General features: G+C 73.2%; 20 protein-coding genes. 15 read left to right on the plus strand and 5 right to left on the minus strand.

Annotated elements, in window-relative coordinates; all coding sequences use genetic code 11:
* Positions 1–4: 4 nt before the first annotated feature.
* A complete protein-coding gene (locus tag ACFZDE_RS34625) occupies positions 5–1,354 on the minus strand; it encodes a glutamine synthetase family protein (RefSeq protein WP_391207104.1) in 1,350 nt (449 codons plus the stop codon).
* Between the two features lie 335 nt (positions 1,355–1,689).
* Here ACFZDE_RS34625 and ACFZDE_RS34630 point away from each other — a divergent pair, with 335 nt between their 5' ends.
* From ACFZDE_RS34630 to ACFZDE_RS34675, 10 genes are all read left to right on the plus strand, one after another.
* Positions 1,690–1,887, plus strand: coding sequence for a 4Fe-4S domain-containing protein (locus ACFZDE_RS34630; protein WP_391207107.1), 198 nt, complete (start codon positions 1,690–1,692; stop codon positions 1,885–1,887).
* On the plus strand, positions 1,884–3,065 hold the full coding sequence (locus ACFZDE_RS34635; protein WP_391207111.1) for an FAD-dependent oxidoreductase: 1,182 nt from the start codon (positions 1,884–1,886) through the stop codon (positions 3,063–3,065). The genes ACFZDE_RS34630 and ACFZDE_RS34635 overlap by 4 nt, the downstream gene beginning before the upstream one ends.
* A gap of 11 nt (positions 3,066–3,076) precedes the next feature.
* Positions 3,077–3,889, plus strand: coding sequence for an acetoacetate decarboxylase family protein (locus ACFZDE_RS34640; RefSeq protein WP_391207114.1), 813 nt, complete (start codon positions 3,077–3,079; stop codon positions 3,887–3,889).
* A 121-nt stretch (positions 3,890–4,010) separates the two neighbouring features.
* Complete coding sequence (locus ACFZDE_RS34645; protein ID WP_391207116.1) at positions 4,011–5,474, plus strand: aldehyde dehydrogenase family protein; 1,464 nt, start codon at positions 4,011–4,013, stop codon at positions 5,472–5,474.
* Positions 5,467–6,387 (plus strand): 3,4-dihydroxyphenylacetate 2,3-dioxygenase, encoded by a 921-nt coding sequence (locus tag ACFZDE_RS34650; protein WP_391207119.1) that lies wholly within the window; start codon positions 5,467–5,469, stop codon positions 6,385–6,387. The genes ACFZDE_RS34645 and ACFZDE_RS34650 overlap by 8 nt, the downstream gene beginning before the upstream one ends.
* Complete coding sequence (locus ACFZDE_RS34655) at positions 6,380–7,225, plus strand: fumarylacetoacetate hydrolase family protein (RefSeq protein WP_390999514.1); 846 nt, start codon at positions 6,380–6,382, stop codon at positions 7,223–7,225. The genes ACFZDE_RS34650 and ACFZDE_RS34655 overlap by 8 nt, the downstream gene beginning before the upstream one ends.
* A gap of 55 nt (positions 7,226–7,280) precedes the next feature.
* A complete protein-coding gene (locus ACFZDE_RS34660) occupies positions 7,281–7,883 on the plus strand; it encodes a TetR family transcriptional regulator (protein ID WP_390999511.1) in 603 nt (200 codons plus the stop codon).
* 136 nt (positions 7,884–8,019) lie between these two features.
* Positions 8,020–9,471, plus strand: a complete 1,452-nt coding sequence (locus ACFZDE_RS34665) for an amino acid permease (RefSeq protein ID WP_391207122.1) — start codon at positions 8,020–8,022, stop codon at positions 9,469–9,471.
* A gap of 63 nt (positions 9,472–9,534) precedes the next feature.
* Positions 9,535–11,025, plus strand: coding sequence for an aldehyde dehydrogenase family protein (locus tag ACFZDE_RS34670; RefSeq protein ID WP_391207125.1), 1,491 nt, complete (start codon positions 9,535–9,537; stop codon positions 11,023–11,025).
* Positions 11,022–11,717, plus strand: coding sequence for a gamma-glutamyl-gamma-aminobutyrate hydrolase family protein (locus ACFZDE_RS34675; RefSeq protein WP_391207129.1), 696 nt, complete (start codon positions 11,022–11,024; stop codon positions 11,715–11,717). Before ACFZDE_RS34670 ends, ACFZDE_RS34675 begins: the two co-directional genes overlap by 4 nt.
* 14 nt (positions 11,718–11,731) lie before the next feature.
* On the opposite strand, the gene ACFZDE_RS34680 is transcribed toward ACFZDE_RS34675, so the two are convergent.
* Positions 11,732–12,304 (minus strand): MarR family transcriptional regulator, encoded by a 573-nt coding sequence (locus ACFZDE_RS34680; RefSeq protein WP_391207132.1) that lies wholly within the window; start codon positions 12,302–12,304, stop codon positions 11,732–11,734.
* A gap of 94 nt (positions 12,305–12,398) precedes the next feature.
* Here ACFZDE_RS34680 and ACFZDE_RS34685 point away from each other — a divergent pair, with 94 nt between their 5' ends.
* Positions 12,399–13,340 (plus strand): TIGR03619 family F420-dependent LLM class oxidoreductase, encoded by a 942-nt coding sequence (locus tag ACFZDE_RS34685; protein WP_390999497.1) that lies wholly within the window; start codon positions 12,399–12,401, stop codon positions 13,338–13,340.
* 15 nt (positions 13,341–13,355) lie between these two features.
* On the opposite strand, the gene ACFZDE_RS34690 is transcribed toward ACFZDE_RS34685, so the two are convergent.
* Positions 13,356–14,387 (minus strand): LuxR C-terminal-related transcriptional regulator, encoded by a 1,032-nt coding sequence (locus ACFZDE_RS34690; protein ID WP_390999494.1) that lies wholly within the window; start codon positions 14,385–14,387, stop codon positions 13,356–13,358.
* 207 nt (positions 14,388–14,594) lie between these two features.
* Between ACFZDE_RS34690 and ACFZDE_RS34695 the strand changes: the two genes are divergently transcribed.
* Genes ACFZDE_RS34695 through ACFZDE_RS34710 form a run of 4 tightly spaced genes read left to right on the plus strand, consistent with a single transcriptional unit; the run spans position 14,595 to position 19,937 of the window.
* Entirely contained in the window at positions 14,595–15,605 is a 1,011-nt protein-coding gene (locus ACFZDE_RS34695) for a substrate-binding domain-containing protein (RefSeq protein ID WP_391207139.1), read from the plus strand.
* Positions 15,606–15,615: 10 nt separating this feature from the next.
* Positions 15,616–17,214 (plus strand): ATP-binding cassette domain-containing protein, encoded by a 1,599-nt coding sequence (locus ACFZDE_RS34700; RefSeq protein WP_391207142.1) that lies wholly within the window; start codon positions 15,616–15,618, stop codon positions 17,212–17,214.
* A complete protein-coding gene (locus ACFZDE_RS34705; protein WP_391207145.1) occupies positions 17,211–18,194 on the plus strand; it encodes an ABC transporter permease in 984 nt (327 codons plus the stop codon). The genes ACFZDE_RS34700 and ACFZDE_RS34705 overlap by 4 nt, the downstream gene beginning before the upstream one ends.
* A gap of 45 nt (positions 18,195–18,239) precedes the next feature.
* Positions 18,240–19,937: an amidohydrolase family protein gene (locus tag ACFZDE_RS34710; RefSeq protein ID WP_391207148.1), complete on the plus strand. Its 1,698-nt coding sequence runs from the start codon at positions 18,240–18,242 to the stop codon at positions 19,935–19,937.
* Here ACFZDE_RS34710 and ACFZDE_RS34715 read toward each other — a convergent pair.
* Positions 19,900–20,769 carry a metal ABC transporter permease gene (locus tag ACFZDE_RS34715; RefSeq protein WP_391207156.1) on the minus strand — a complete coding sequence of 290 codons (870 nt, stop codon included), beginning with the start codon at positions 20,767–20,769 and terminating at the stop codon, positions 19,900–19,902. The genes ACFZDE_RS34710 and ACFZDE_RS34715 overlap by 38 nt on opposite strands.
* Positions 20,766–21,605, minus strand: a complete 840-nt coding sequence (locus ACFZDE_RS34720) for an ATP-binding cassette domain-containing protein (protein ID WP_391207885.1) — start codon at positions 21,603–21,605, stop codon at positions 20,766–20,768. The genes ACFZDE_RS34715 and ACFZDE_RS34720 overlap by 4 nt, the downstream gene beginning before the upstream one ends.
* Between the last annotated feature and the right edge of the window lie 5 nt (positions 21,606–21,610).

Consider the following 21,610-nt stretch of genomic DNA (forward strand, 5'->3'; position numbering starts at 1 on the left):
GGCGTCACAGGTGGTAGGCGTACTCGGTGAACTCCCAGTCCGTGACATGCCGGTGGAAGCGCTCGACCTCGTCGCGTTTGTAGGAGAGGAAGGACGTGGTGAACCCCTTGCCGAGCAGGTCGGTCAGGGCGGTGTCCGCCTCCAGAGCGTCCAGCGCGGCGGAGAGGGTCTGCGGCAGGACGGCGGAGCGTGCGGCGTCGTAGCCGTAGCCCTCCAGCGGGGCGGGCGGCTCCTCGCCGGCCAGCACGCCCAGCAGGGCGGCGGCCGTCGTGGCGGCGATCGCCAGATAGGGGTTGGCGCTCGCGTCGCCGAGGCGCAGTTCGAGCCGGGCACCGGTGCCGCGCTCGGGCGGGATGCGCACCATGGCGCTGCGGTTGTCCAGCCCCCAGTCGATCAGCCAGGGCGCGAGGGTGTCCGGGCCGAAGCGCTTGTACGAGTTGACCGTGGGGTTGAGCAGCGCGGCCAGGGCGGGGGCGTGCGCGAGGACACCGGCGACGGCGTGCCGGGCGGTGACGGACAGTCCGTACGCGCCCGACGGGTCGTCGAAGGTGTTGCGGCCCTCCTCGTCGTCGCAGGACAGGTGGAGGTGGAAGCCCGAACCGCCCGCGTCGTTGAAGGGCTTGGCCATGAAGGTGGCCAGCCGGCCCTCCTTGCGGGCCAGCTCCTTGATCGCGGCCTTGAAGCGGAAGGAGCGGTCGGCGGCCGACACGGCGTCCGAGTGGAGCAGGTTGATCTCGATCTGGCCGCCGTCGAACTCGTGGTTGCCGCTGATCGCCCCGACCTTCAGATCGCGCACGTGGCGCAGGGTGCGCAGCAGGTGGTTGTCGGGGTCGGCACGCAGCCCGGCGGTGTAGACGACCCCGGGGTCGGGCGCGTAGCGGCGCCAGCCGCCGGACCCGTCCGGCTCGCACAGGAAGTACTCCAGCTCGGGCCCGACCACAGGTCGCAGCCCGTGCTCGGCGCACCGGGCGAGGACGGAGCGCAGCAGATCGCGGGGCGACTCGGGCGCGGGCGCGCCGGTCGCCGGGTCGACGACCTCGCCCAGACAGGCGGCCACCCCCGGCTCCCAGGGCAGCGGCACCAGCGTGTCGAGGTCCGGGCGGACGCAGATGTCCGGCAGCCCCGCGTCCAGCCCGCCGCTGACCGGGACGACGTCCCCCTGCGGGCTGGTGTGGTAGACGGCCCGGCAGAACGCCAGGCCGTGCTCGCACGCCCGGGGCAGCTCCTCCAGCAGCACGTCACGCGCCCGGTCGGTGCCGATCAGGTCGGGATAGGTCACCCGGACCACGTCGATGCCGTCGGCGGCGAGCCGGTGCATGTGGCGGCGGACTTCTTCGGAATCGTGAGCGCTCACCGTTGTCTCCTCGGGCGGACGTCGGGACACCTCCGGGACACGGGGCCGGGGAGGCGGGTGGCGTGAGAGCGAGCGGCCGGGCGCGGCGGTGCCAGGACCGCCCGGTGCTTGTTTGACGCCAAACGGTAGGGCGGCGTGAGGGGCCCCGCAAGAGGGCCGTGGCAAGAATTTATCCATCCGGATAGCTCTTGACCAGACCCCCGCCCCTGCCTACCTTGTTTGAAGCCAAACGAGTTCGGGGCGCTTCTCACGCACCCCGTTGGCCGGGGCCCGGCCCGTCCGGCCGGGCCCCTCTTCCCTCCCTTTCGACGCCCTCACATTCAGGAGGACCGGCCATGAAGGTCGTCGTCGACATGAACAAGTGCCAGGACCACGGCCAGTGCGTCTTCTCGGCCCCTGACGTCTTCCGGATGGACGGCGACGGCCGCCTGGCCTACGTCCCCGACCCCGACGACGCCCTGCGCGACGAGGTCGAGGAGGCCGCGGACGTCTGCCCGCTCCAGGCCATCCGGATCGAGGACGCGGGCGCATGATCGTCGCCGGTGCCTCCCTCGGCGGACTGCGGGCCGCGGAACAGCTGCGCGCCGCGGGCTGGACCGGCGGCATCACGGTGATCGGCGACGAGCCGCACCCGCCGTACAACCGGCCCCCGCTGTCCAAGGAGGTCCTCGCGGGCAAGGCGACCTTCGACTCCCTGACCTTCACTCCGAAGGCGTCCGCCACGGAGGTGGAATGGCGCCTGGGCAGGAGAATCGTCTCCGCCCGGCTCGCCGAGCGGACCGTCGAACTCGACGACGGCGCGGTGCTCTCCTACGAGGGCCTGGTCGTCGCCACCGGGATGCGGCCCCGCCGGCTGCGCTGCCCTGGGCCGCTCGCCGGCCGCCACACGGTCCGGACCATCGACGACGCCCAGGTGCTGCGCGGCGAGCTGACCCGGCCCGGGGTACGGGTCGTCGTGGTCGGCGCCGGGTTCATCGGCTGCGAGGTGGCCGCCACGGCGGTCGGCCTCGGTGCCGCCGAGGTGACCGTGGTCGATCCGCTGCCGCTGCCGATGGCCGGACCGCTCGGAGACCTGCTCGCGCGGGAACTGCGCCGCCGGCACGAGGAGCGCGGGGTCCGCTTCGTGCTCGGTACGGGGGTCGCCGGGTTCGAGGGCGGGGACCAGGTCACCGGTGTCGTGCTCGCCGACGGGTCCGTCCTGCCGTCCGACGTGGTGGTGGAGTCCGTGGGATCCGTCGCCAACACCGAGTGGCTGGAGGGCAACGGACTCGACCTGGGCGACGGCGTCCTCACCGACGGGCAGCTGCGCGTCGGTGACCGCCCCGACGTCGTCGCGGTGGGCGATGTCGCCCGCTTCCCCAACGCCCGCTACGACGGGGTCCCCCGGCGGGTCGAGCACTGGTCGCTACCGACCGACTCGGCCAGGCACGCGGCGAGAGTGCTGGTGTGCGGCGACGCCGGCCGGCCCTTCGCGCCACTGCCCACCTTCTGGAGCGACCAGCACGACTTCCGGCTGCAGTCCTTCGGGGCGCCCGTCCTGGGACTCGGCGACGTCCGGGTCCTCGACGGCGCCCTCTCGGGGGACGTGCTGGTCGGGTACCACCGCGACGGGCTGCTGGTCGGCGTCGTCGCCCTCGGGGGACCTTCGGCGGCCCGGACCGCCGCCCGGTACCGCGCCGAGCTGCTGAAGCAGCCCGCCCTCACCTCGTAAGGAGCCCTCTCGTGACCGGACTTCGTGGCTACTTCCACCCCAAGACCGCGACGGGCACGTCGTCACTGATTCCCTCCCCGCCCTGGCGGTACTCCGGTGACCTGCTCACCGTCGAGTACCGGACCGACCCCGCGCGGGTACGCGAACTGCTCCCCGAACCCCTGGAGTTGGCAGAGGACGACCCGGGTGCGGTCGCCCTGATCTGGGCCGACTGGCAGTCGTGCTCGGCGTCTGGGGAGGAACTGCTGGACCCCGTGCGGGCGCAGTACAAGGAGGCCTTCGCGGTGGTGCGGTGCCGGTTCCGGGGGCGGACGTACTCGCGGTGCGTCCACATCTGGGTGGACAAGGACTTCGCCATCGCGCGGGGGCTGCACCAGGGGTACCCGAAGAAGCTCGGCTCCATCCACCAGACGCGGCCGCACCCCTACGGGCCCGCTCCGCGGATCGAGGCGGGGGCGCGGTTCGGGGCGACGCTGGCGGCGGCGGACCGGCGTCTCGCGCAGGCCGTGGTGACGCTGCGGGAACCCTCCGGGAGCGGCGGGTTCGTCAACGCGCACCCCATGGCGCACCACCGGTGGCTGCCGTCGATCGAGAAGGGCAAGGGGCTTGCTCTCGATGAGCTGATCGAGTCCGGGGCGGCGTCCTTCGAGGGTGGTCAGGCTTGGGTGGGAGACGCGGAGTTGGAGCTGTTCGAGGCGCCTACGGAGGAGCTGGCGCGGCTGGAGATTCGGGAGCCGATCGCTGCGTATTACCGGCAGGTCGGGGTGGTTTGGGATGGGGGGCGGCTGCTGGAGAGTGGGACGTCCGGGGTGGTTGTCGAGTAGTGCCGGTGGGCGGGTGCGGGCTTGTCGTGGCTTGTCGCGCCCACGCGGCGGAGCCGCATATGAGCACAGCCCCGCGCCCCTTGGTGAGTGCAGTTCCCCTCGCTTGAACGGAACCCTACTTATGTCTGACAACATCATGGTTGCCGGTGTTTCTGTTGATACCCGGCACTGGATCGGCGGCCGGCGCGTCGCCTCCGCCAGTACTTTCACCGATCACTCGCCCATCGACGGCACCGCGCTCGGCGAGATCGCCCGCGGCGGGCCCGTCGAGGCCGAGGCCGCTGTCGCCGCCGCGCGGGACGCGTTTCCCGGCTGGGCGGCGCCCCCCCGGGCCGAACGCGCCCGTATCCTGCACGCCATCGCCGACGGGGTCGAGAAGCGGATCGAAGAGCTGGCGATCGTCGAGACCACGGACAACGGGGCGCTGCTGCGCTCCCACCGGCGGGGCGTCATGCCCCGCGTCGCGCACAACTTCCGGTTCTTCGCCGACTGGCTGCTCCGGCTCGACCACGAGGACTTCGAGACACGCGGGCACACCAACCACGTCAGCTGGGACCCGGCCGGGCCCTGCGTGCTGATCACGCCGTGGAACGCGCCCCTGATGCTGGCCACCTGGAAGGTCGCCCCCGCTCTCGCCGCCGGCGACACCGTCGTCCTCAAGCCCGCCGAGTGGTCGCCGCTGACCGCCTCCCTGCTGGCCGACATCGCCGCCGAGGCCGGACTGCCCGCCGGTGTCCTCAACGTCGTCCAGGGGTACGGCTCCGAGATCGGCGACGCGCTCACCTCCCACCCCGACGTGCGCCGCATCAGTTTCACGGGGTCGGTGCCGACGGCCCGGCGGATCGCCGCGTCCGCCGCCGCGAACCTCACGCCGCTGAGCCTCGAACTCGGCGGCAAATCCCCCCTGTTGGTCTTCGCCGACGCGGACCTGGACCTCGCGGTCGACCTCGCGGTGGAGCAGTACGACAACGCCGGGCAGGTGTGTCTGGCCGCCACCCGCTTCCTCGTCGAGGAGTCGGTCGCGGACGAGTTCACACGGCGCTTTGTCGACAGGGCGTCCCAGCTGAAGCAGGGCGACCCGCGGGACGAGGCCACCGACGTCGGGCCCAACATCCACCCCCGCCAGCTGGAGAAGATCGACGGGTTCGTGCAGCGGGCCCTCGCGGCCGGCGCCCGTGCGGTCATCGGCGGGCATCCCGGGGACGGCCAGTACTACGCGCCGACGCTCCTCACGGATGTCGCCCAGGACTCCGAGATCGTGCAGGAGGAGGTCTTCGGACCGGTCCTGACCCTGCAGACCTTCACCGACGAGGACGAGGCCGTACGCCTGGCCAACGACACCCGCTTCGGACTGGCCGCCACGCTCGCCACCGGCGACCCCGAGCGCGCCGAACGCGTCTCCGCGCAGCTCGTCGCCGGCACGGTCTGGGTCAACTGCTTCTTCGTCCGCGACCTCCAGGCCCCCTTCGGCGGTTCCCGCCACTCCGGGGTCGGCCGCGAGGGCGGCACCTGGAGCTTCGACTTCTACTGCGACCTGAAGAACACCGTCACCGCCCCGAACGGATGGAGCCAGGACCATGGGTGAGATCGTCGGGGCCGGGCTGCTCGCCCACGTGCCCACCATCGTGCTGCCCGAGGCCGACCGACTGGAGCTCAACGAGGGCAAGGAGATCACCCTCGTCACCGGGCTCCACGAACTGCGCCGGGAGGTGTTCGAGCGCGACGACTACGACACCGTCGTCGTCCTGGACTCGCACTGGGCGACCACCGTCGAGTTCGTCGTCACCGCCCAGTCGCGCAGGGCCGGGCTGTTCACCTCCGAGGAACTGCCGCGCGGCATGTGCAGGATGCCGTACGACTTTCCCGGCGACCCCGAACTCGCTCACCACGTCGCCTCGTTCGCCGACAAGCACGGCACCTGGATCACACCGATCGACGACGCGTACCTGCCGATCTACTACGCCACCCTCAATCTCTGGAAGTACCTGGGGGAGGGGCTGCCCGACAAGCGGTGGGTCACCATCGGCGTCTGCCAGACCGGAGACATGGAGGACCACCTGCGGCTCGGGCGGGCCCTGGCCGACGGGATCGCCGCGACCCCCGGGCGGCGGGTGCTGCTCATCGCCTCAGGCGCCCTGTCGCACACCTTCTGGCCGCTGCGCGAACTGCGCGACCACGAGGCCAGCGACCCGGTGCACATCCGCACCCCCGAGGCCCGGGAGGCCGACCAGGAACGCATCGCCTGGTTCAAGGAGGGCCGCCACGACAAGGTCCTGGACACCATGGACGAGTTCTGGCGGTACAAGCCCGAGGCGAAGTTCTTCCACTACCTGATGATGGCCGGCGCCCTCGGCGAGCGGGCCTGTGCCGCCAGGGCCCGCCAGTACGGCGCGTACGAGAACTCCGTCGGCACCGGCCAGGCCCACCTCTGGTTCGAGCGCCCCGCCGGCGGCTGGACCGCAGACCACACCCCCGCGCAGGAGTCCACCCATGCCTGAGTACCGCCGCATCCTCCTCGACGGCGCCGCCGTCCAGGTCACCGTCGACGGTGACGAACTCGTCGCCGGGGACGGCCGCCGCGTCAAGACCGAGACGGCCCAGCACCTGCCCCCGGTCGTGCCTTCCAAGATCGTCGCCGTCCACCTCAACCACCGCAGCCGGGTCGAGGAGTTCCGGATCGGGCTCCCCGGCACGCCGACCTACTTCCACAAGCCCACCTCCTCCCTCAACGCCCACCGGGGCGCGATCGTCCGCCCCGAGGGCTGCAAGTGGCTCAACTACGAGGGCGAGGTCGCCATCGTCATCGGCAGGACCGCGCGCAACATCGCGCCGGCCGACGCGGGGGAGTACATCGCCGGGTACACCGTCGCCAACGACTACGGGCTGCACGACTTCCGTGACACCGACGCCGGTTCGATGCTCCGGGTGAAGGGCTCCGACACCCTGTGCCCGCTCGGCCCCGGCCTGGTCACCGACTGGGACTTCCACGGCAAGCGGCTGCGCACGTACGTCAACGGGGACGTCGTGCAGGACGGCTCGACCGACGAGATGACCTGGGACATGCACTACCTCGTCGCCGACATCGCCCGCACCATCACCCTGTACCCCGGGGACGTCCTGCTGTCCGGCACCCCCGCCAACTCGCGGCCCGTCCGGCCGGGCGACGTCGTGGAGGTGGAGGTCGAGGGGCTGGGACGGCTCACCAACCACATCGTCACCGGCCCGACGGCGATCCGGACGGACGTGGGCGCCCAGCCCACGGAATCGGAGGAGGTCCTCTCGACCGCCCTCGGCGGCGACTGGGAGTTCCGTGGCGTCCGGCCCCCGCGCCGCTGACGCGGGGCCCGGCCGTCCCGTCGCCGAGTGCGAGCGCCGCGGTAGGGTCACGGGCATGACCGAGCCCGCCGGGCGCCGCCCCCGCAAGCGCGTGAACTACGGCACGGGCCGTGAAGCCCTGCTGGAGGCCGCCGTGCGGGTCGTGGCCCGGGGCGGGCTGCGCAGGCTCACCTACCGGGCCGTCGCCGAGGAGGCAGGGGTCACCCACGGCCTGGTCGTGCACCACTTCGGCTCGCGCGACGCGCTGATCGAGGAGGCCGTGGCCCACGCCATCCGCTCCTCTCTGAGCAGCAGCGCCCTCGAACCGGGCACGGGCGAGGTCGCCGACTTCTCGGTGGGCCTGACGGACATGGTGGAGGCCGGACCGGACCTCCAGGCGTTCCAGTACGAGCTGCTGCTGGAGGCACGGCGCCGCCCCGAGCTACTGGCCCACCTGCGGTCCCTGTACGACGAGTACTTCGACGCGACCCGGCGCGAGCTCACCCAGATGCTGCCGGGCCCGGTCGACCGGGGCCTGTCCCGGATGGTGTTCGCCACCCTGGAGGGCCTCGTCCTGCACCAGCTGGTCTTCGGCGAGCGCGAGGTCATCGAGGAGGCCCTGGACGAGCTGCGCTCGGTGCTGCGCCTGCTCGCCGAGCGTCGCGGCGACCAGACCTGAGCCCAGCGCCCCCCACGGGCCGGCCGCTGCGCGATTCCTCGTCCCTCACCCCTTGCCAAACGGATAGTTCCGCCCCACGATGAGGCAACTCGTTTGGCCTGAAACGATCCTTCCTCCCCTCTGGCAGGTGATCCGAGTGGACAGTCAGACGGTCTCCCGGCATACGACGGAACCGGACGCGCCCACCGCAGGCACGCTCAAGCCCAACGCCCTCGGCGTCCTGGGCATCCTCTTCTTCGTCCTGTCCGCCCAGGCCCCCCTCACCGGCATCGCCGGCGCTTCCCCCATCGCCGTGGCCCTCGGCAACGGCCCCGGTGTCCCCGCCGCCTACCTGGTGGCGGGCCTGGTGATCCTGCTGTTCTCGGTGGGCTTCGTCGCCATGGGACGCCATGTGGTCGACGCGGGCGCCTTCTACACCTACATCGGCAAGGGCCTGGGCCGTACCACCGGCACCGGCAGCGCGGGCCTCGCACTCTTCGCCTACTGCACCATCCAGGCCGCGATGTACGGCCTCTACGGCGCCATCGTGAGCGGCCTGGTCGCGAGCCACACCGGCCTCGACCTGCCGTGGTGGGTCTGGGCGCTGGCCACCATGGCCGTCGTGCTGGCGCTCGGCGCGGCCGGGGTCGAGATGGGCGCCAAGGTCCTCGCCGTGTTCGTCCTCGCGGAGTTCAGCATCCTGTCCGTCTTCGCCATGGTCACCCTCTTCAAGGGCGGCGGTCCCGAGGGGCTCGGCTTCGCGAGCAGCTTCTCCCCGTCCGCCGCCCTGGACGGCGCCCCGGGCGTGGCCGTGATGTTCGCCGTGGCCTCCATGTTCGGCTTCGAGGCCACCGCCATCTACGGCGAGGAGGCCCGCGAACCCAAGAAGACCGTGCCACGGGCCACCTACCTCGCGGTCGCCGTCGTCACCGGCTTCTTCGCCCTGGTCTCCTGGATGCTCATCTCCGCCTACGGCGCCTCCAAGGCGACCGCCGCCGCGGGCAAGGCCCTGGAGAGCGGCGACGGCGCCGGGTTCGTCTTCGCGCCCATCGCGGCCGACTTCGGCGGCTGGGTCGGCGACGTGCTGCCGGTCCTGCTCGCCACCTCCCTCTTCGCCGGCATCCTCACCTTCCACAACTCGGCCAACCGCTATCTGTTCTCCCTCGGCCGCGACGGGCTGCTGCCGCTGCGGCTGTGCCGGCTCAACCGCCGTCACGCGCCCTGGACCGCCGGCTGCGTCCAGACGGTCGTGGCCGTGCTGCTGGTGGCGCCCTTCGCCCTGGCCGGCAAGGACCCGGTGCTGACCCTGTTCTCATGGTTCAGCGGCGTCGCCGTGCTGGCGATGATGCTGCTGTACCTGCTGACCTCGGTGTCGGTCGTGGTCTTCTTCCGCCGGGCCCGCCTCGACGCCCGCCTCTGGAACACGCTGATCGCACCAGCCCTGGGCGCGCTCGGCATCGCGGGCGCGATCTGGCTCATCCTGGCCAACTTCACCACCCTCATCGGCGGCGAACGCACCACCGCCCTGTGGCTCACGCTGTCCGTCCCGGTCGTCATGGCCCTCGGCCTGGTCGCCGCACGGGTGCGGGGCAGGGCCGCCGACGGCTGATCCCGAGCGCGTCCGCCTCGGACAGCCCCGCCCACATCGTTCGAGACCAAAGGAGGATCCCTCATGCCCGCCGTCCCCCACGACGAGTGGCTGCGCCGCGCCAAGGCGTTCCAGCTCTCCGGTGGTCATCACATCGACGGCGCCGAGGAGTCCGGGGCGGGGGCGGTGTTCCCGGTCGTCTCCCCGCGCGACGGCCGGGTCGTTGCCGAGGTCGCGGACGGCGGCGCCGCCGAGGTGGACGCGGCCGTCGCCGCCGCCCGGCGTGCCTTCGACACCGGCCCGTGGCCGCGCCTGGCACCCGCCGAGCGCGGCCGGGCCCTGCTCCGCCTCGCCGACCTCTTCGAAGAGCGGCGCGAGGAACTCGCCCTCACGGTCAGCCTGGAGATGGGCAAACCGATCACGGACGCGTACGGCATCGAACTGCGCGCGCTCGTCACCACCTTCCGCTGGTACGGCCAGCTCGCGGACAAGCTCACCGACGAGTCCCCGCACACCGCCCCGGACGCCCTCGCCCTGGTCACCAGGGAACCCGCCGGGGTGGTCGGGGCGGTGGTCCCCTGGAACTTCCCGCTGACCCTGGCCGGCTGGAAGGTCGCCCCGGCCCTCGCGGCCGGCTGCACGGTCGTCCTCAAGCCCTCGGAGAACTCCCCGCTCTCCGCCCTGCTCCTCGGGCGCATGGCCACCGAGGCGGGCCTGCCGCCCGGCGTGCTCAACGTCGTCACCGGCGACGGCCCGGCGGCGGGCACCGCCCTCGGCCGCCACCCGGACGTCGACGTCCTCGCGTTCACCGGCTCCACCGCCGTCGGCCGCCACTTCCTGCGCCACGCCGCCGACTCCAACCTCAAGCGCGTCTGGCTGGAGCTCGGCGGCAAGTCGCCCAACATCGTCCTGCCCGACGCCCCCGACCTGGACCGGGCCGCCGCCACCGCCGCCTGGGGCGTCTTCTTCAACCAGGGCGAGATGTGCACGGCACCCTCCCGGCTCCTCGTGCACTCCTCGATCGCCGAACAGGTCACCGAGGCCGTGGTCCGGCGGGCCCGCGAACTGCGGGTCGGCGACCCGCTCGACCCGGAGACGGAGATGGGCGCACTGGTCGGCCGGGCACACCTGGACCGCGTGCGCGACCACATCCGCCACGGCGTCGACGAGGGCGCCCGGCTGCGCACCGGCGGCGACCGCCTCCTCGCCGAGACGGGCGGCACCTACCTGGAGCCGACCGTCTTCGACCGTGTGGACCCGGCCTCACGACTGGCACGGGAGGAGATCTTCGGCCCCGTCCTGTCCGTGCTCGCCTTCGATGACCTCGACGAGGCGGTCCGCCTGGCCAACGCCACCGAGTACGGCCTCGCCGCCGGCCTGTGGACCTCCGACCTGTCCACCGCCCACCGGGTCTCCCGCGCGCTGAAGGCCGGCACGGTCTGGGTCAACTGCTACGAGGAGGGCGATCTGACCGTGCCCTTCGGAGGCATGAAGCAGTCCGGCAACGGCCGCGACAAGTCCGCCCACGCCCTGGAGAAGTACACCGAGCTCAAGACCACCTGGATCCAGCTGTGACCCGCCCCCTGATCGCGATCCCCGCCCGCTTCTCGGCCACGACCTCCGCCCTGCGGTACGCCGCCGAGGTCAACGCCCGCGCCCTGATCGAGGCCGTCTGGCGGGCGGGCGGCGAACCGGCGGGCATCCACCCGGCGGACACCGGCACCGCCGCACGGCTCGCCCGCTTCGACGGCGTCCTGCTCCCCGGCGGCGGCGACCTCGCCCCCTCCCGCTACGGCGCCGGCGACATCCACGACACCGTCTACGACGTCGACACCCTCCAGGACACCTTCGACCTCGACGTGGCCCGGCACGCCCTGGCCTCAGGGCTGCCGCTGCTCGCCGTCTGCCGCGGCCTCCAGGTCGTCAACGTCGCCCTCGGCGGCACCCTGGAGCAGGACATGGGCGGACCCGAGCGCGAGCACCGGCACCTCGTGCACCCCGTCACGCTGGAGCCCGGCTCGCTCGTCGCCCGGGCCGCCGGCGCCGAGAAGGTGGACGCCTCCTGCTACCACCACCAGCGCGTCGACCGTCCCGGCCCGGGCCTGCGGGTCACGGCCCGGGCGGCCGACGGCACCGTCGAGGCCCTCGAACTCCCGGGCGCCACCGGCTGGTTCACGGCCGTGCAGTGGCACCCCGAGGACACCGCCCACGAGGAGACCGCCCAGCAGGGCCTGTTCGACGCGCTGGTGCGGGCCGCGAGCCGGTGAGGCCGCGGCGGGACTCAGGCCCGGGGCCGCCGACCGCTGCGCCGCGGGGCGGGCTCGGCGCCGTCCAGGAGGGCCTGCCGCCGCTCCTCGCCGTGCTCCTCCACCTGGAGCACCACGCTGCGCAGCCCCTCGGCGAGGCGGCGGCACTCGGCGTCGCTGAGCCCGGCGGTGACGAAGGCCTCCTCCTCGTTGAACGCGGGGAACACCCGCGCCATGAACTCCTCGCCCTGCGGGGAGAGGCTCAGCAGCACCAGGCGCCCGTCGCTCGGATGACCGTCCCGCCGCAGCAGACCACGGGACTCCAGCGTGCGCACCACACCCGTCAGCGTGCCCTTGGAGATCCCCGCCTCCTCCGCCACGTGCCGGGTCTCCGACTCGCCCCACACCCAGACCACCCACAGCACCACGAAGGCCGTCCAGGTCAGGTCGGAACCGCGCAGCACCGAGTTCTCCAGGTGCTGGCGCACCGCGGACGCGGCCCGGTAGATGTTCGCCACCGCCGCCATCTGCTCCCGGCGGATCGCGATGCCGCCGAGTTTCGCCGCGGCGAGCTTTTCGGCTTCGGTGATGGATCGGTGCCCCGGCACGGCTGGCTCCCTCGTCTGGTCACACACGGACGGCTCGACCCCACCGCCCGATCGTTCGGACTCAAATTGTACGAAGTCGAAAGGAAGACCCGTCATGCCCAGCCCTCCCCGCATGCTCCTGGTCCTCAGCGAGAACTGGACCCTCACCGGCGGACGGGCCGATCTGCCCGCCGCCGTCCGCTGGGCCCGCGAGGCCGAGGACGCCGGATTCGACGCCGTCATGGTCAGCGAGCACATCGTCCTCGGCCCCGACGCGGCGGCCGACGGCATCATGGGCAACCCCCGCGACTACGCCCTCCCCGGCAACCAGGACCCGCACACCCCCTGGCCCCACTCCCTGCTGCTGCTCGCCGCCATCGCCTCCGTCACCTCCCGGCTGCGCCTGGCCGCCGCGGCCGTCCTCGCCCCGCTGCGCCACCCCCTGCTGCTCGCCCGCGAGCTCGGCACCCTCGACCTGATCAGCGAGGGCCGACTCGTCGTGCAGCCGACGGTCAGCTGGAGCCGGGACGAGTACGACGCCCTCGGCGTGCCCTTCACCCGGCGCGGACGGCTCCTCGACGAGCACCTGGAGATCTGGGCGAAGGCCTGGGGGCCGTCCCCGTTCTCCCACGACGGGCCGCACTACCCCTTCCGGGACGTGTACTTCGAGCCCAAGGCCCACCGCCCCGGCGGCCCCCGGCTCTGGTTCGGCGGCCAGCGCCTGCACGGCCCCGTCCTGCGCCGCCTCGTCCAGTACGGCCACGGCTTCCACCCGCTCGGCCGGCCCACGCCCGAGGACCTGCGAGGGCTCAGGGAGGCGATGTCCGCGGCCGGGCGGGACATCGCCGACCTGGAGATGATCGGCGGCACGCAACCCGTCTTTCCCGACGACCGCTCACCGGCGGACCTGGGCGCGGCGCTGTCCGTCATCCCCGAGCAGGTGGAGCAGGGCTTCACGACGTTCTGCGTCAAGCCGAACCAGTTCATCGACGACCCCGACGGCGTCGGGGAGTTCTGCCGTGAGGTCGTGCGGCGCGTCGAGGCGCTGACGTCCTGACCGCCCGGGCCCGGATCAGCGCTCGACGAACCGGGCGAGATGATCCGGGTCCGGCCGCAGCACCCCGTCCCGCACCGCGAGCGCCGTGGCCTCGGCCCGGGAGGCGCAGCCGGTCTTGCGCAGCAGATGCTCGACATGGCTGTGCACGGTCCGCGGGGACAGGAACAGCGCCTGTGCGATGGCCTGGTTGGTCTGCCCCGTCGCCGCCCGGGTGAGCACCTCCAGCTCCCGGGGGCTCAGCCCGTACGGCAGCTCCGTGGGCGTCTCGTGCACCAGCACCGCGTCCGCCGCCAGGCCGGGACCGGCCGGATGCCGGTGCAGGACGACCCGGCGCCAGCCCCCGCCGGCCGGCCACAGCAGCCGCAGCCGCTGCCCGCCCGTGCCGGTGAAGGCCTGCAGCAGCGCGCCGAAGCCGCCCTCCTCCCGCACGACTCCGGGGCGGTCACGACCGGGCAGGTCCAGGACGCGGCCGTCACCGGTGACCAGGCACGCCGCGTCCTCGCCCGCCAGGCCGTGCAGGTCACCGGCGTGCGCCAGCGGGTCGGCGAAGGCGGCCAGGGCCGGGATCACGGAGGCCAGCAGCCGCCGCGCGTCGGTGTCGTAGGCGTTCGCGCGCTCGGTGGAGAGGTGGACCAGGCCCACCAGCCGGCCCCGGTGCCGCAGCGCCCCGGTGACGCCGTCCCGGAACCCGGCCGGCCGGACCCGCTCGGCGTAGAACCAGCCGTGCCGGAAGCGCGGACCGGCGTCCGCGGAGTCCTCCGCGTCCTCCGAGATGGACGGCGGCAGCTCCCGCCGCACGACGTTGCGGTACCACGGGGTGGCGACGAACTCCCCGGCCAGGGCCTGCGAGGCCGCGGCCGTGTAGCCGATGCTCGCGATCTGGACGTGCGAGCCGGACAACGGGTCGATCGTGAGCAGGGTCGCCGCGTCCAGGGGCAGTGCGCGGGCGAGTTCGCGCAGGGCCTGCGCGGAGGCCGAGGCGGTGTCGCGCTCGCGGGTGAGCATGCCGATGCGGGCGGCCGCTGCGATCTGGTGGTGGCTGGTCATGACGAGCCTCCGGACGGCTCGGGCAGCATGGTCGTTTGGGGTCTAACGATAGGGCTCCGGTCCGTGCCCGGCAAGGCACGCACCGAGCCCGGCCGTACCCGGGGTCGGTATTTGTACGGATGGTGCGCCGGGCCCCCGCGGGTCTTTCCTGTTCGCCACAGCCGGACGCCCGCCCAAGCCGGGCCCGCCCCTCGGAGAGCCCCCGCCATGACCCCAGCTCCGCACACCGCCTCGCGCAGACACTTCCTCGCCCTGTCCGCCGCCACCGCGCTGGCCGCCGCCGGTTGCTCGGCGCCGGAGAACACGGCCGCCTCGGCCCGGCCCTCGCGGTCCGGCGGCAGCCCCCTGACGAAGATCGGCCTCGACTACCCCTTCACCCAGCTCCCGCTCTACTCGACCCTGGTCAAGCTCTCCACCGCCCGGGCGCGGCGGCACGGCATCTCCCTGCTCACCACCAGCGACAACGCCGTCGCCGACACCCAGGCCACCAACCTCACCACCTGGGTCGCCCGCAAGGTCCCGGCGATCGTCTCCTTCCCCATGGTCTTCGAGGCCGCCGAACCCCTCGCCCGGGCGGCCCTCGACGCGGGGCTGATCTGGGTGACCTACGGCGGCACCCTGGAGCACGAGAGCGCCGACATCCGGTTCAGCTTCCGCGAGGGCGGCACCCTGCTCGGCGCGGCGGCGGCGAAGTGGGCCCAGGAGCACCTCGGCGGCAAGGGCAAGATCGCCTTCCTGACGGACAGCACCATCGAGCTGGGCCGCGAACGCACCAAGGGCATGATCGACGCCTTCACCAAGGCCGCGCCCGGCGTCGACGTGGTGGCGCGGGAGCAGGCCATCGACCCGGACACGGGCCTGGCGAGAACCAAGGCGATCCTCGCCAAGCACCCCGACCTCAACCTCGTCCTCGGCGTCACGGACGCCGCCGCGTACGGCGGGTTCAAGGCGCTCCAGCAGGCGGGCCGGGCGAAGGACGACACCAAGACCTTCGTCGGCGGCCAGGACGGCTCCGCGCCATCCCTCCTCGCCGTCAAGCAGGGCACGTTCTACCGCGCCTCCGCCGCCCTCGCGCCGAAGGACATCGCCGCCGCCATCGTCGATGTGCCGCGCGCGGTCGCCGCCGGAAAGGCCAACCCGAGCGCCGAGGTGCCGATCACGCTCGTCCGGCGTGACGACACCGCCCGGATCGACGCCCTGCTCGCCCAGAACGCGTAGGGCGGGCGCCATGACCACCACCGACCTGCGCATCAGCGGCCTGACGAAGTCCTTCGGCGGCGTCAGGGCCCTCGACGGTGTCGACCTCACCGTGCCCGCCGGACAGGTGCACGCCCTGCTCGGCCACAACGGCGCCGGCAAGTCCACCCTCATCAAGTGCCTGGGCGGCGCCTACCCGCCCGACGCCGGCACCATCGAGGTCGGCGGGACGTCGTACACCCGGCTCACCCCGCGTGAGTCCATCGCGTCCGGCGTGGCGATCATCTTCCAGACGCTCAGCGTGGTCGACGCTCTGACCGTGGCGGAGAACGTCTTCCTCGGCCAGGAGTGGACCCGGCACGGCCGGATCGACCGGCGCGCCCAGGAGGAGGTCACCGCCGGCCTGCTGGAGCGGGTGGCGGCGACGTGCTCCCCACGCGACCGGGTGGGTGATCTGCCCATGGGCCAGCGCCAGTTGGTGGAGATCGCCAAGGCCCTCAGCCGCAGCGCCGCCGTCCTGGTCCTCGACGAACCGACCGCAGCCCTGTCCGGAGCCGAGACCGACGCCCTCGCCCGACGCGTCGAGGACCTGCGAACCCAGGGCCTCGCCATCGTCTACGTCACCCACCTCCTGGGCGAGGTGGAACGGCTCGCCGACGAGGTCACCGTGCTGCGGGACGGGCGGGTGGCCCACCACGCCACCGTGTCGGGGCAGACGCGACGGGAACTGGTGGAGGCGGTCGCGGGACGGCCGGCCCGTGGGTCCGCCGCCGGTCCGGGCGGCGATTCGGCCAGTCGGCGGCAGCCTGCGGCGGTGTCCCCGCCATCCGCCGGCTCCCCACCGCAGCGCACGCCCGGCCGCCCCCGCACCTCTCCCGCTCCGCCCCGGCTCGTCGCCGAGGGCCTGCGCGGTCCCGGCTTCGGACCCGTCGGCTTCCGCGTCGCCGAAGGCGAACGCGTCGGTCTGTTCGGGCTCATCGGCTCCGGCCGCACCCGCATCCTGGAGACCCTCTACGGCAGGCGCCGCGCCACCGAAGGCACGATCCGCGTCGGCGACCGCACCGTCATCCCCGCCCGCCCCGCCGACGCCCTCGCCGCCGGGATCGCGCTCGTACCGGCGGACCGGCGGGCCCAGGGTCTGTTCCCCTCGATGACCGCGCAGGACAACGCCCTGCTTCCCTCCATCCGGCCGCTGTCCCGGCTCGGGGTGCGGGCGCTGCGCGCCGAGCGGCGGGTGTTCGGCACGCTGGCCGACGCGGTCGGGCTGCGTCCGGCGCTGCCCCGGCTGCCCGCGGGCGCGTTCTCCGGCGGCAACCAGCAAAAGCTCGTCCTCGGACGGTGGATCAACGAGGCCCGGCACGTGGACGTGCTGCTGCTGGACGAACCGACACAGGGCGTCGACGTCGGAGCCCGGCAGGAGATCTACCGCGTGGTGACCGCCCTCACCGAGGAACGCGGCACCGCCGTGCTGTTCGCCTCCAGCGACCCCGAGGAGATCGTGGCGCTCGCCGACCGCTGCCTGATCGTCGCCGGGGGCCGGATCACCGGCGAACTCCGCGGCGCCGAACTCACCGAACAGGCCCTGCTGTCGGCCGTTCACGACCCCCAGACCGCCGAAGGAGCAGCATGACCACCGCCGACCCGGCCCTCCCGCGGCCCCGCCCGATCACCACGGGCGGGCTCGCCGCCGTACGCCGTCACCCGCTCCTCGTCGTGCTCGTCGCGATGGTGCTGGTCTTCCAGCTGACCACGGGCAGCTTCCTGGCCCCGGCGAACCTCAGTGGCATCGCCACCGACGCCGCCACCCTCGCCATCGTCGCCGTCCCGCTGGCCCTGCTCGTCATCAGCGGCCACCTCGATCTGTCGGTCGGCTCCACGCTCGCCCTCGGCGGGCTGGTCGGGGGCTGGCTGGCGGGGCAGCACCACCAGTCGCCCGCCGTCGCCCTGCTCGGGGCGCTCGCCGCCGGGGCGCTGGTCGGGGCGGTCAACGGCGTCCTGTGCTGCTACTTGGGCCTGTCCGCGTTCATCGTCACCCTGGGCATGCTGACCGCCGTACGCGGCCTGGCGCAGCAGCTGTTCCCGCTGCCGCTGAGCGGCTTCGGCCCCGGCTTCGCCTGGATCGGCGGGGCCCGTCTCGCCGGGATCGCCGCGCCCGTCGTCATCGCGGCACTCGTGCTGGCCGCGGGCGCCGCCTTCCTCGCGCTCACCCCGGCCGGCCGGCACGTCTTCGCCATCGGCGTCAACCGGGAGGCCGCTCACCTCTCCGGCATCCGCGTCCGCCGCACCCCGTTCGCGCTGTTCGTCGCCACCGGCGTGGCCGCCGCCCTGGCCGGAGCCATCAAGGCGTCGGTACTGGACAGCGCGGTGGCCGGCACCTCCGGCGCCGGGTTCGAACTGACCGTGCTCACCGCGGTGCTGCTCGGCGGCGTCGCCCTCACCGGCGGTTCCGGCTCCATCCTCGGCGTCCTGCTCGGCGTGCTCTTCCTCGGCGGCCTGCAGAACGGCCTGACGCTGCTGAACGTGCCGACGTTCTGGCAGCAGATGGCCCAGGGCACCGCGCTGGTGGCCGGCGCGGCCCTGGCGTACATCGCCCCGCGCACCGGGCGCTGACCGAACCCTCCCCTTGAAATGAGGTCACCTGAAATGAGGTCGTCCGTGAGCGACACCGCTCCCACCCTCGTCCTGACCGGCGGTCAGGTCCTCACCGTCGACGCCGGGTTCACCGTCGCCGAGGGCGTCGCCGTGCGCGGCCGGGACATCCTGGCCGTCGGCACCGACGCGGAGATGCGCGCGCTGGCCGGGCCCGGCACCCGGATCGTGGAGCTGGGCGGCCGGACCGTGCTGCCCGGCATCAACGACTCGCATCTGCACGGCGCCGCCTACGGCATGACGAAACCGCCGTTCGCCCTCGACGTCGGCCATCCGGCGGTGCGGTCCCTCGCCGACATCGCCGCGGCGGTCGGCCGGGAGGCGGACCGGGCACCCGCGGGGGAGTGGATCATCGGTCTGGGCTGGGACGCCGGATACCTCGCCGAGTGCCTGGCCGACCCGGGGCGCTTCCCGCACCGGCGGGACCTGGACGCGGTGGCGCCCGACCACCCGGTCTGCCTGACCGACTTCTCCTCGCACATGGTGTGGGTCAACTCCGAGGCCCTGCGCCGCTGCGGCATCGACGCGGACACCCCGGCCCCGCCCGGTGGCGTCATCGACCACGACCCCGACGGCCGGCCGACCGGCATCCTGCGCGAGTCCGCCGGCCGGCTCGTCCAGGCCGAACTCCCCGCCCCGACACCCGCACAGCGCCGCCAGGCCATCCAGGGGGTGATCCGCGAGCTGCACTCCCGGGGCATCACCAGCTACACCGAGCCCGGCCTCGGCCCCGGCGGGGCCGGTTCCCTCTTCGGCGGTCTGAGCACCGACAACTGGACCGCCTACGCCGACCTCGCCGCGAGCGGCGAACTCCAGGCCCGGGTCAGCGTCCTGCTCCTGCCCGCGCCGATGGGCGGCTGCGCCGACGACGTCCGCAAGGGTCTGGCCGAGCCGCGCCGCCCCGAGTCGGCGGACCCCCGGCTGCTGCGGGCCATCGGCGTCAAGATCTTCGCCGACGGGGTGCCGCCCAACCGCACCGCGTGGATGAACGAGCCGTACCCGGACGGCGGCCACGGCGCCCTGTGCGTGCACGGCGACACCCCCGCGCTCCAGGTGCACGAACTGCGCGAGATGATCAGGCTCGGCCACGAGGCCGGATACCAGCTCGGCGTGCACGTCACCGGCGACCGGGCGATCGACCTCGTGGTGGACGCCTTCCTCGCGGCGAACACGGCCGCGCCCCGGCCCGACGCCCGCCACTACGTCATCCACGGCGACTTCATCAGCCCCGGCAGCCTGGCGAAACTCGCCGCGCACGGCTACGGCGTCAACATGAACCCGGCCATCAAGTGGACCATCTCCGACCTGATGGACGAGGTCGTCGGCCCCGAACGCTCCGCCTACCAGTGGCCGGTGCGCTCCGCGCTGGACGCCGGGGTGCGGGTCTGCGCCAGCTCCGACGCCCCCATCACCGAGCCCGACTGGCGCCAGGGCGTGGCTTCCATGATGCTGCGCGAGTCCAAGGCCAGCGGCCGTCCCAGCGGCCCCGAACAGTGCGTGCCCCTCGCCGACGCGCTGCGGGCCTATACCGCGAACGCCGCCTGGCAGGACTTCGCCGACGACTGGAAGGGCACCCTCGCCCCGGGCCGGGCGGCTGATCTGTGCGTCCTGGACCGGCCGTTGCTGGACCTCGACCCGCACGACATCACCCGGGTGCGGGTGGACCTCACGGTCTTCGACGGGCAGGTCGTCTTCGAACGGTGAACCGCCCGACTCCCCGGCACACCGCGTAGATCGTGAAGGAGATCGTCGTGACGTAGGGGCTGATGGGGATGGCGCCGCCCAGAGCGAGCAGGATGCCGCCCTCGATGGAGGTGACGGCGAACAGCACGCTGAGCACGGGCAGCAGGACCGGCGACGCGGTGACGCGGGCGGCCGCCGCGGCCGGGGTGACGACCAGGGAGAGCACCAGCAGCGCGCCGACGATCTGCACCGACAGGGCGACCGCGAGCCCGAGCACCAGCATGAACGCGAAGGACAGCGCCCGCACCGGCACCCCGCGGGCCTCGGCCACGTCCGGATCCGCGCTGGCGAAGGCGAGCGGGCGCCACATCACCGCCAGCGCGGCCAGCACCACCACGGACGTGCCGAGCAGCCACGACATCTGCGGGGTGTCCACGGCCACGATCTGCCCGGTGAGCAGCCCGAACTTGTTGGCCGCCCGGCCCTTGTAGAGGGCGAGGAAGAGCACACCGAGTCCCAGGCCGAACGGCATGATGATGCCGATCACCGAGTTGCGGTCCCGCGCGCGTGCCCCGAGGACACCGATGGCTCCGGCCGCGAGGAGGGAACCGGCGAGGGAGCCCGCCACCACGTTCGCGTCCAGCAGCAGCGCCGCCGAGGCCCCGGCGAAGGACAGTTCGCTGATGCCGTGCACCGCGAACGGCAGGTCCCGCATCAGGACGAACACCCCGGCCAGCCCGCCCACCAGGCCGAGTGCGGCACCGGCGACGAGCGAGTTGCGGACCAGGACGAGGAGCTGGCCGTAGTCGGTGAAGTCGAAGATCTGGTGCCAGACTCCGTCGGCGAGTGTCATGCGCGTACCCCGTCCGGCTCGTGGGGCTGCCCGGGGTGGTGCGGTGGGGTGGCCGTCTCGTCGGGCGCTCCCGCGACGATCACCCGGCCCCGGACGCGCACCACGTCGACCCGGGTGCCGTAGAGGCGGGACAGCGCCTCGGAGGTCAGCACCTCGTCGGGGGCGCCGACCCGGTGGCCGCCGCGGGCCAGGTAGAGCACCCGGTCGGCCAGGCCCAGCACCGGGTTGATCTCGTGCGTCACGAACACCACCGCCGTGCCGTGCGAGCGGCGCCGGGCGTCGATCAGCTCGGTGACCGCCCGCTGGTGGTGCAGGTCCAGCGAGAGCAACGGCTCGTCGCACAGCAGCAGTCGGGGGTCGGTCGCCAGGGCCTGCCCGATGCGCACACGCTGCCGCTCCCCGCCGGAGAGCATTCCGAGCGGCACGTCGGCGTAGGCCGAGGCGCCGACCGACTCCAGGATCTCGTCCACCCGGCGGCGGATCCCGCCGGTGCGCAGCCGCGGCCCGAAGCGGTGGCCGTCGATGCCGAACCGGACGAGGTCGCGGGCGCGCAGCATGGTCTGCGCGGACAGCGCCGCCTGCTGCGGGACGTACCCGAGGTGCCGGGCGGCCTCGCGCGCGGGGCCGCCGAGCACCGTCAGGGTGCCGCCGGACAGCGGCCTTCGGCCCAGCAGGGCCCGGACGAAACTGGTCTTGCCCGCACCGTTCGGGCCCAGCACGGCGAGGAACTCGCCGGGCCGTACGTCGAGATCGAGACCGCTCCACACCTCGCGGTCTCCGTAGGACAGGGCGGCCGCGCGCAGTGAGACGACAGGCGTGCCGTCCTGCCCGGATATCGGGG

The organism is Streptomyces sp. NPDC007929 (assembly GCF_042959065.1).
In the GTDB taxonomy this organism is placed as follows: Bacteria; Actinomycetota; Actinomycetes; order Streptomycetales; family Streptomycetaceae; genus Streptomyces.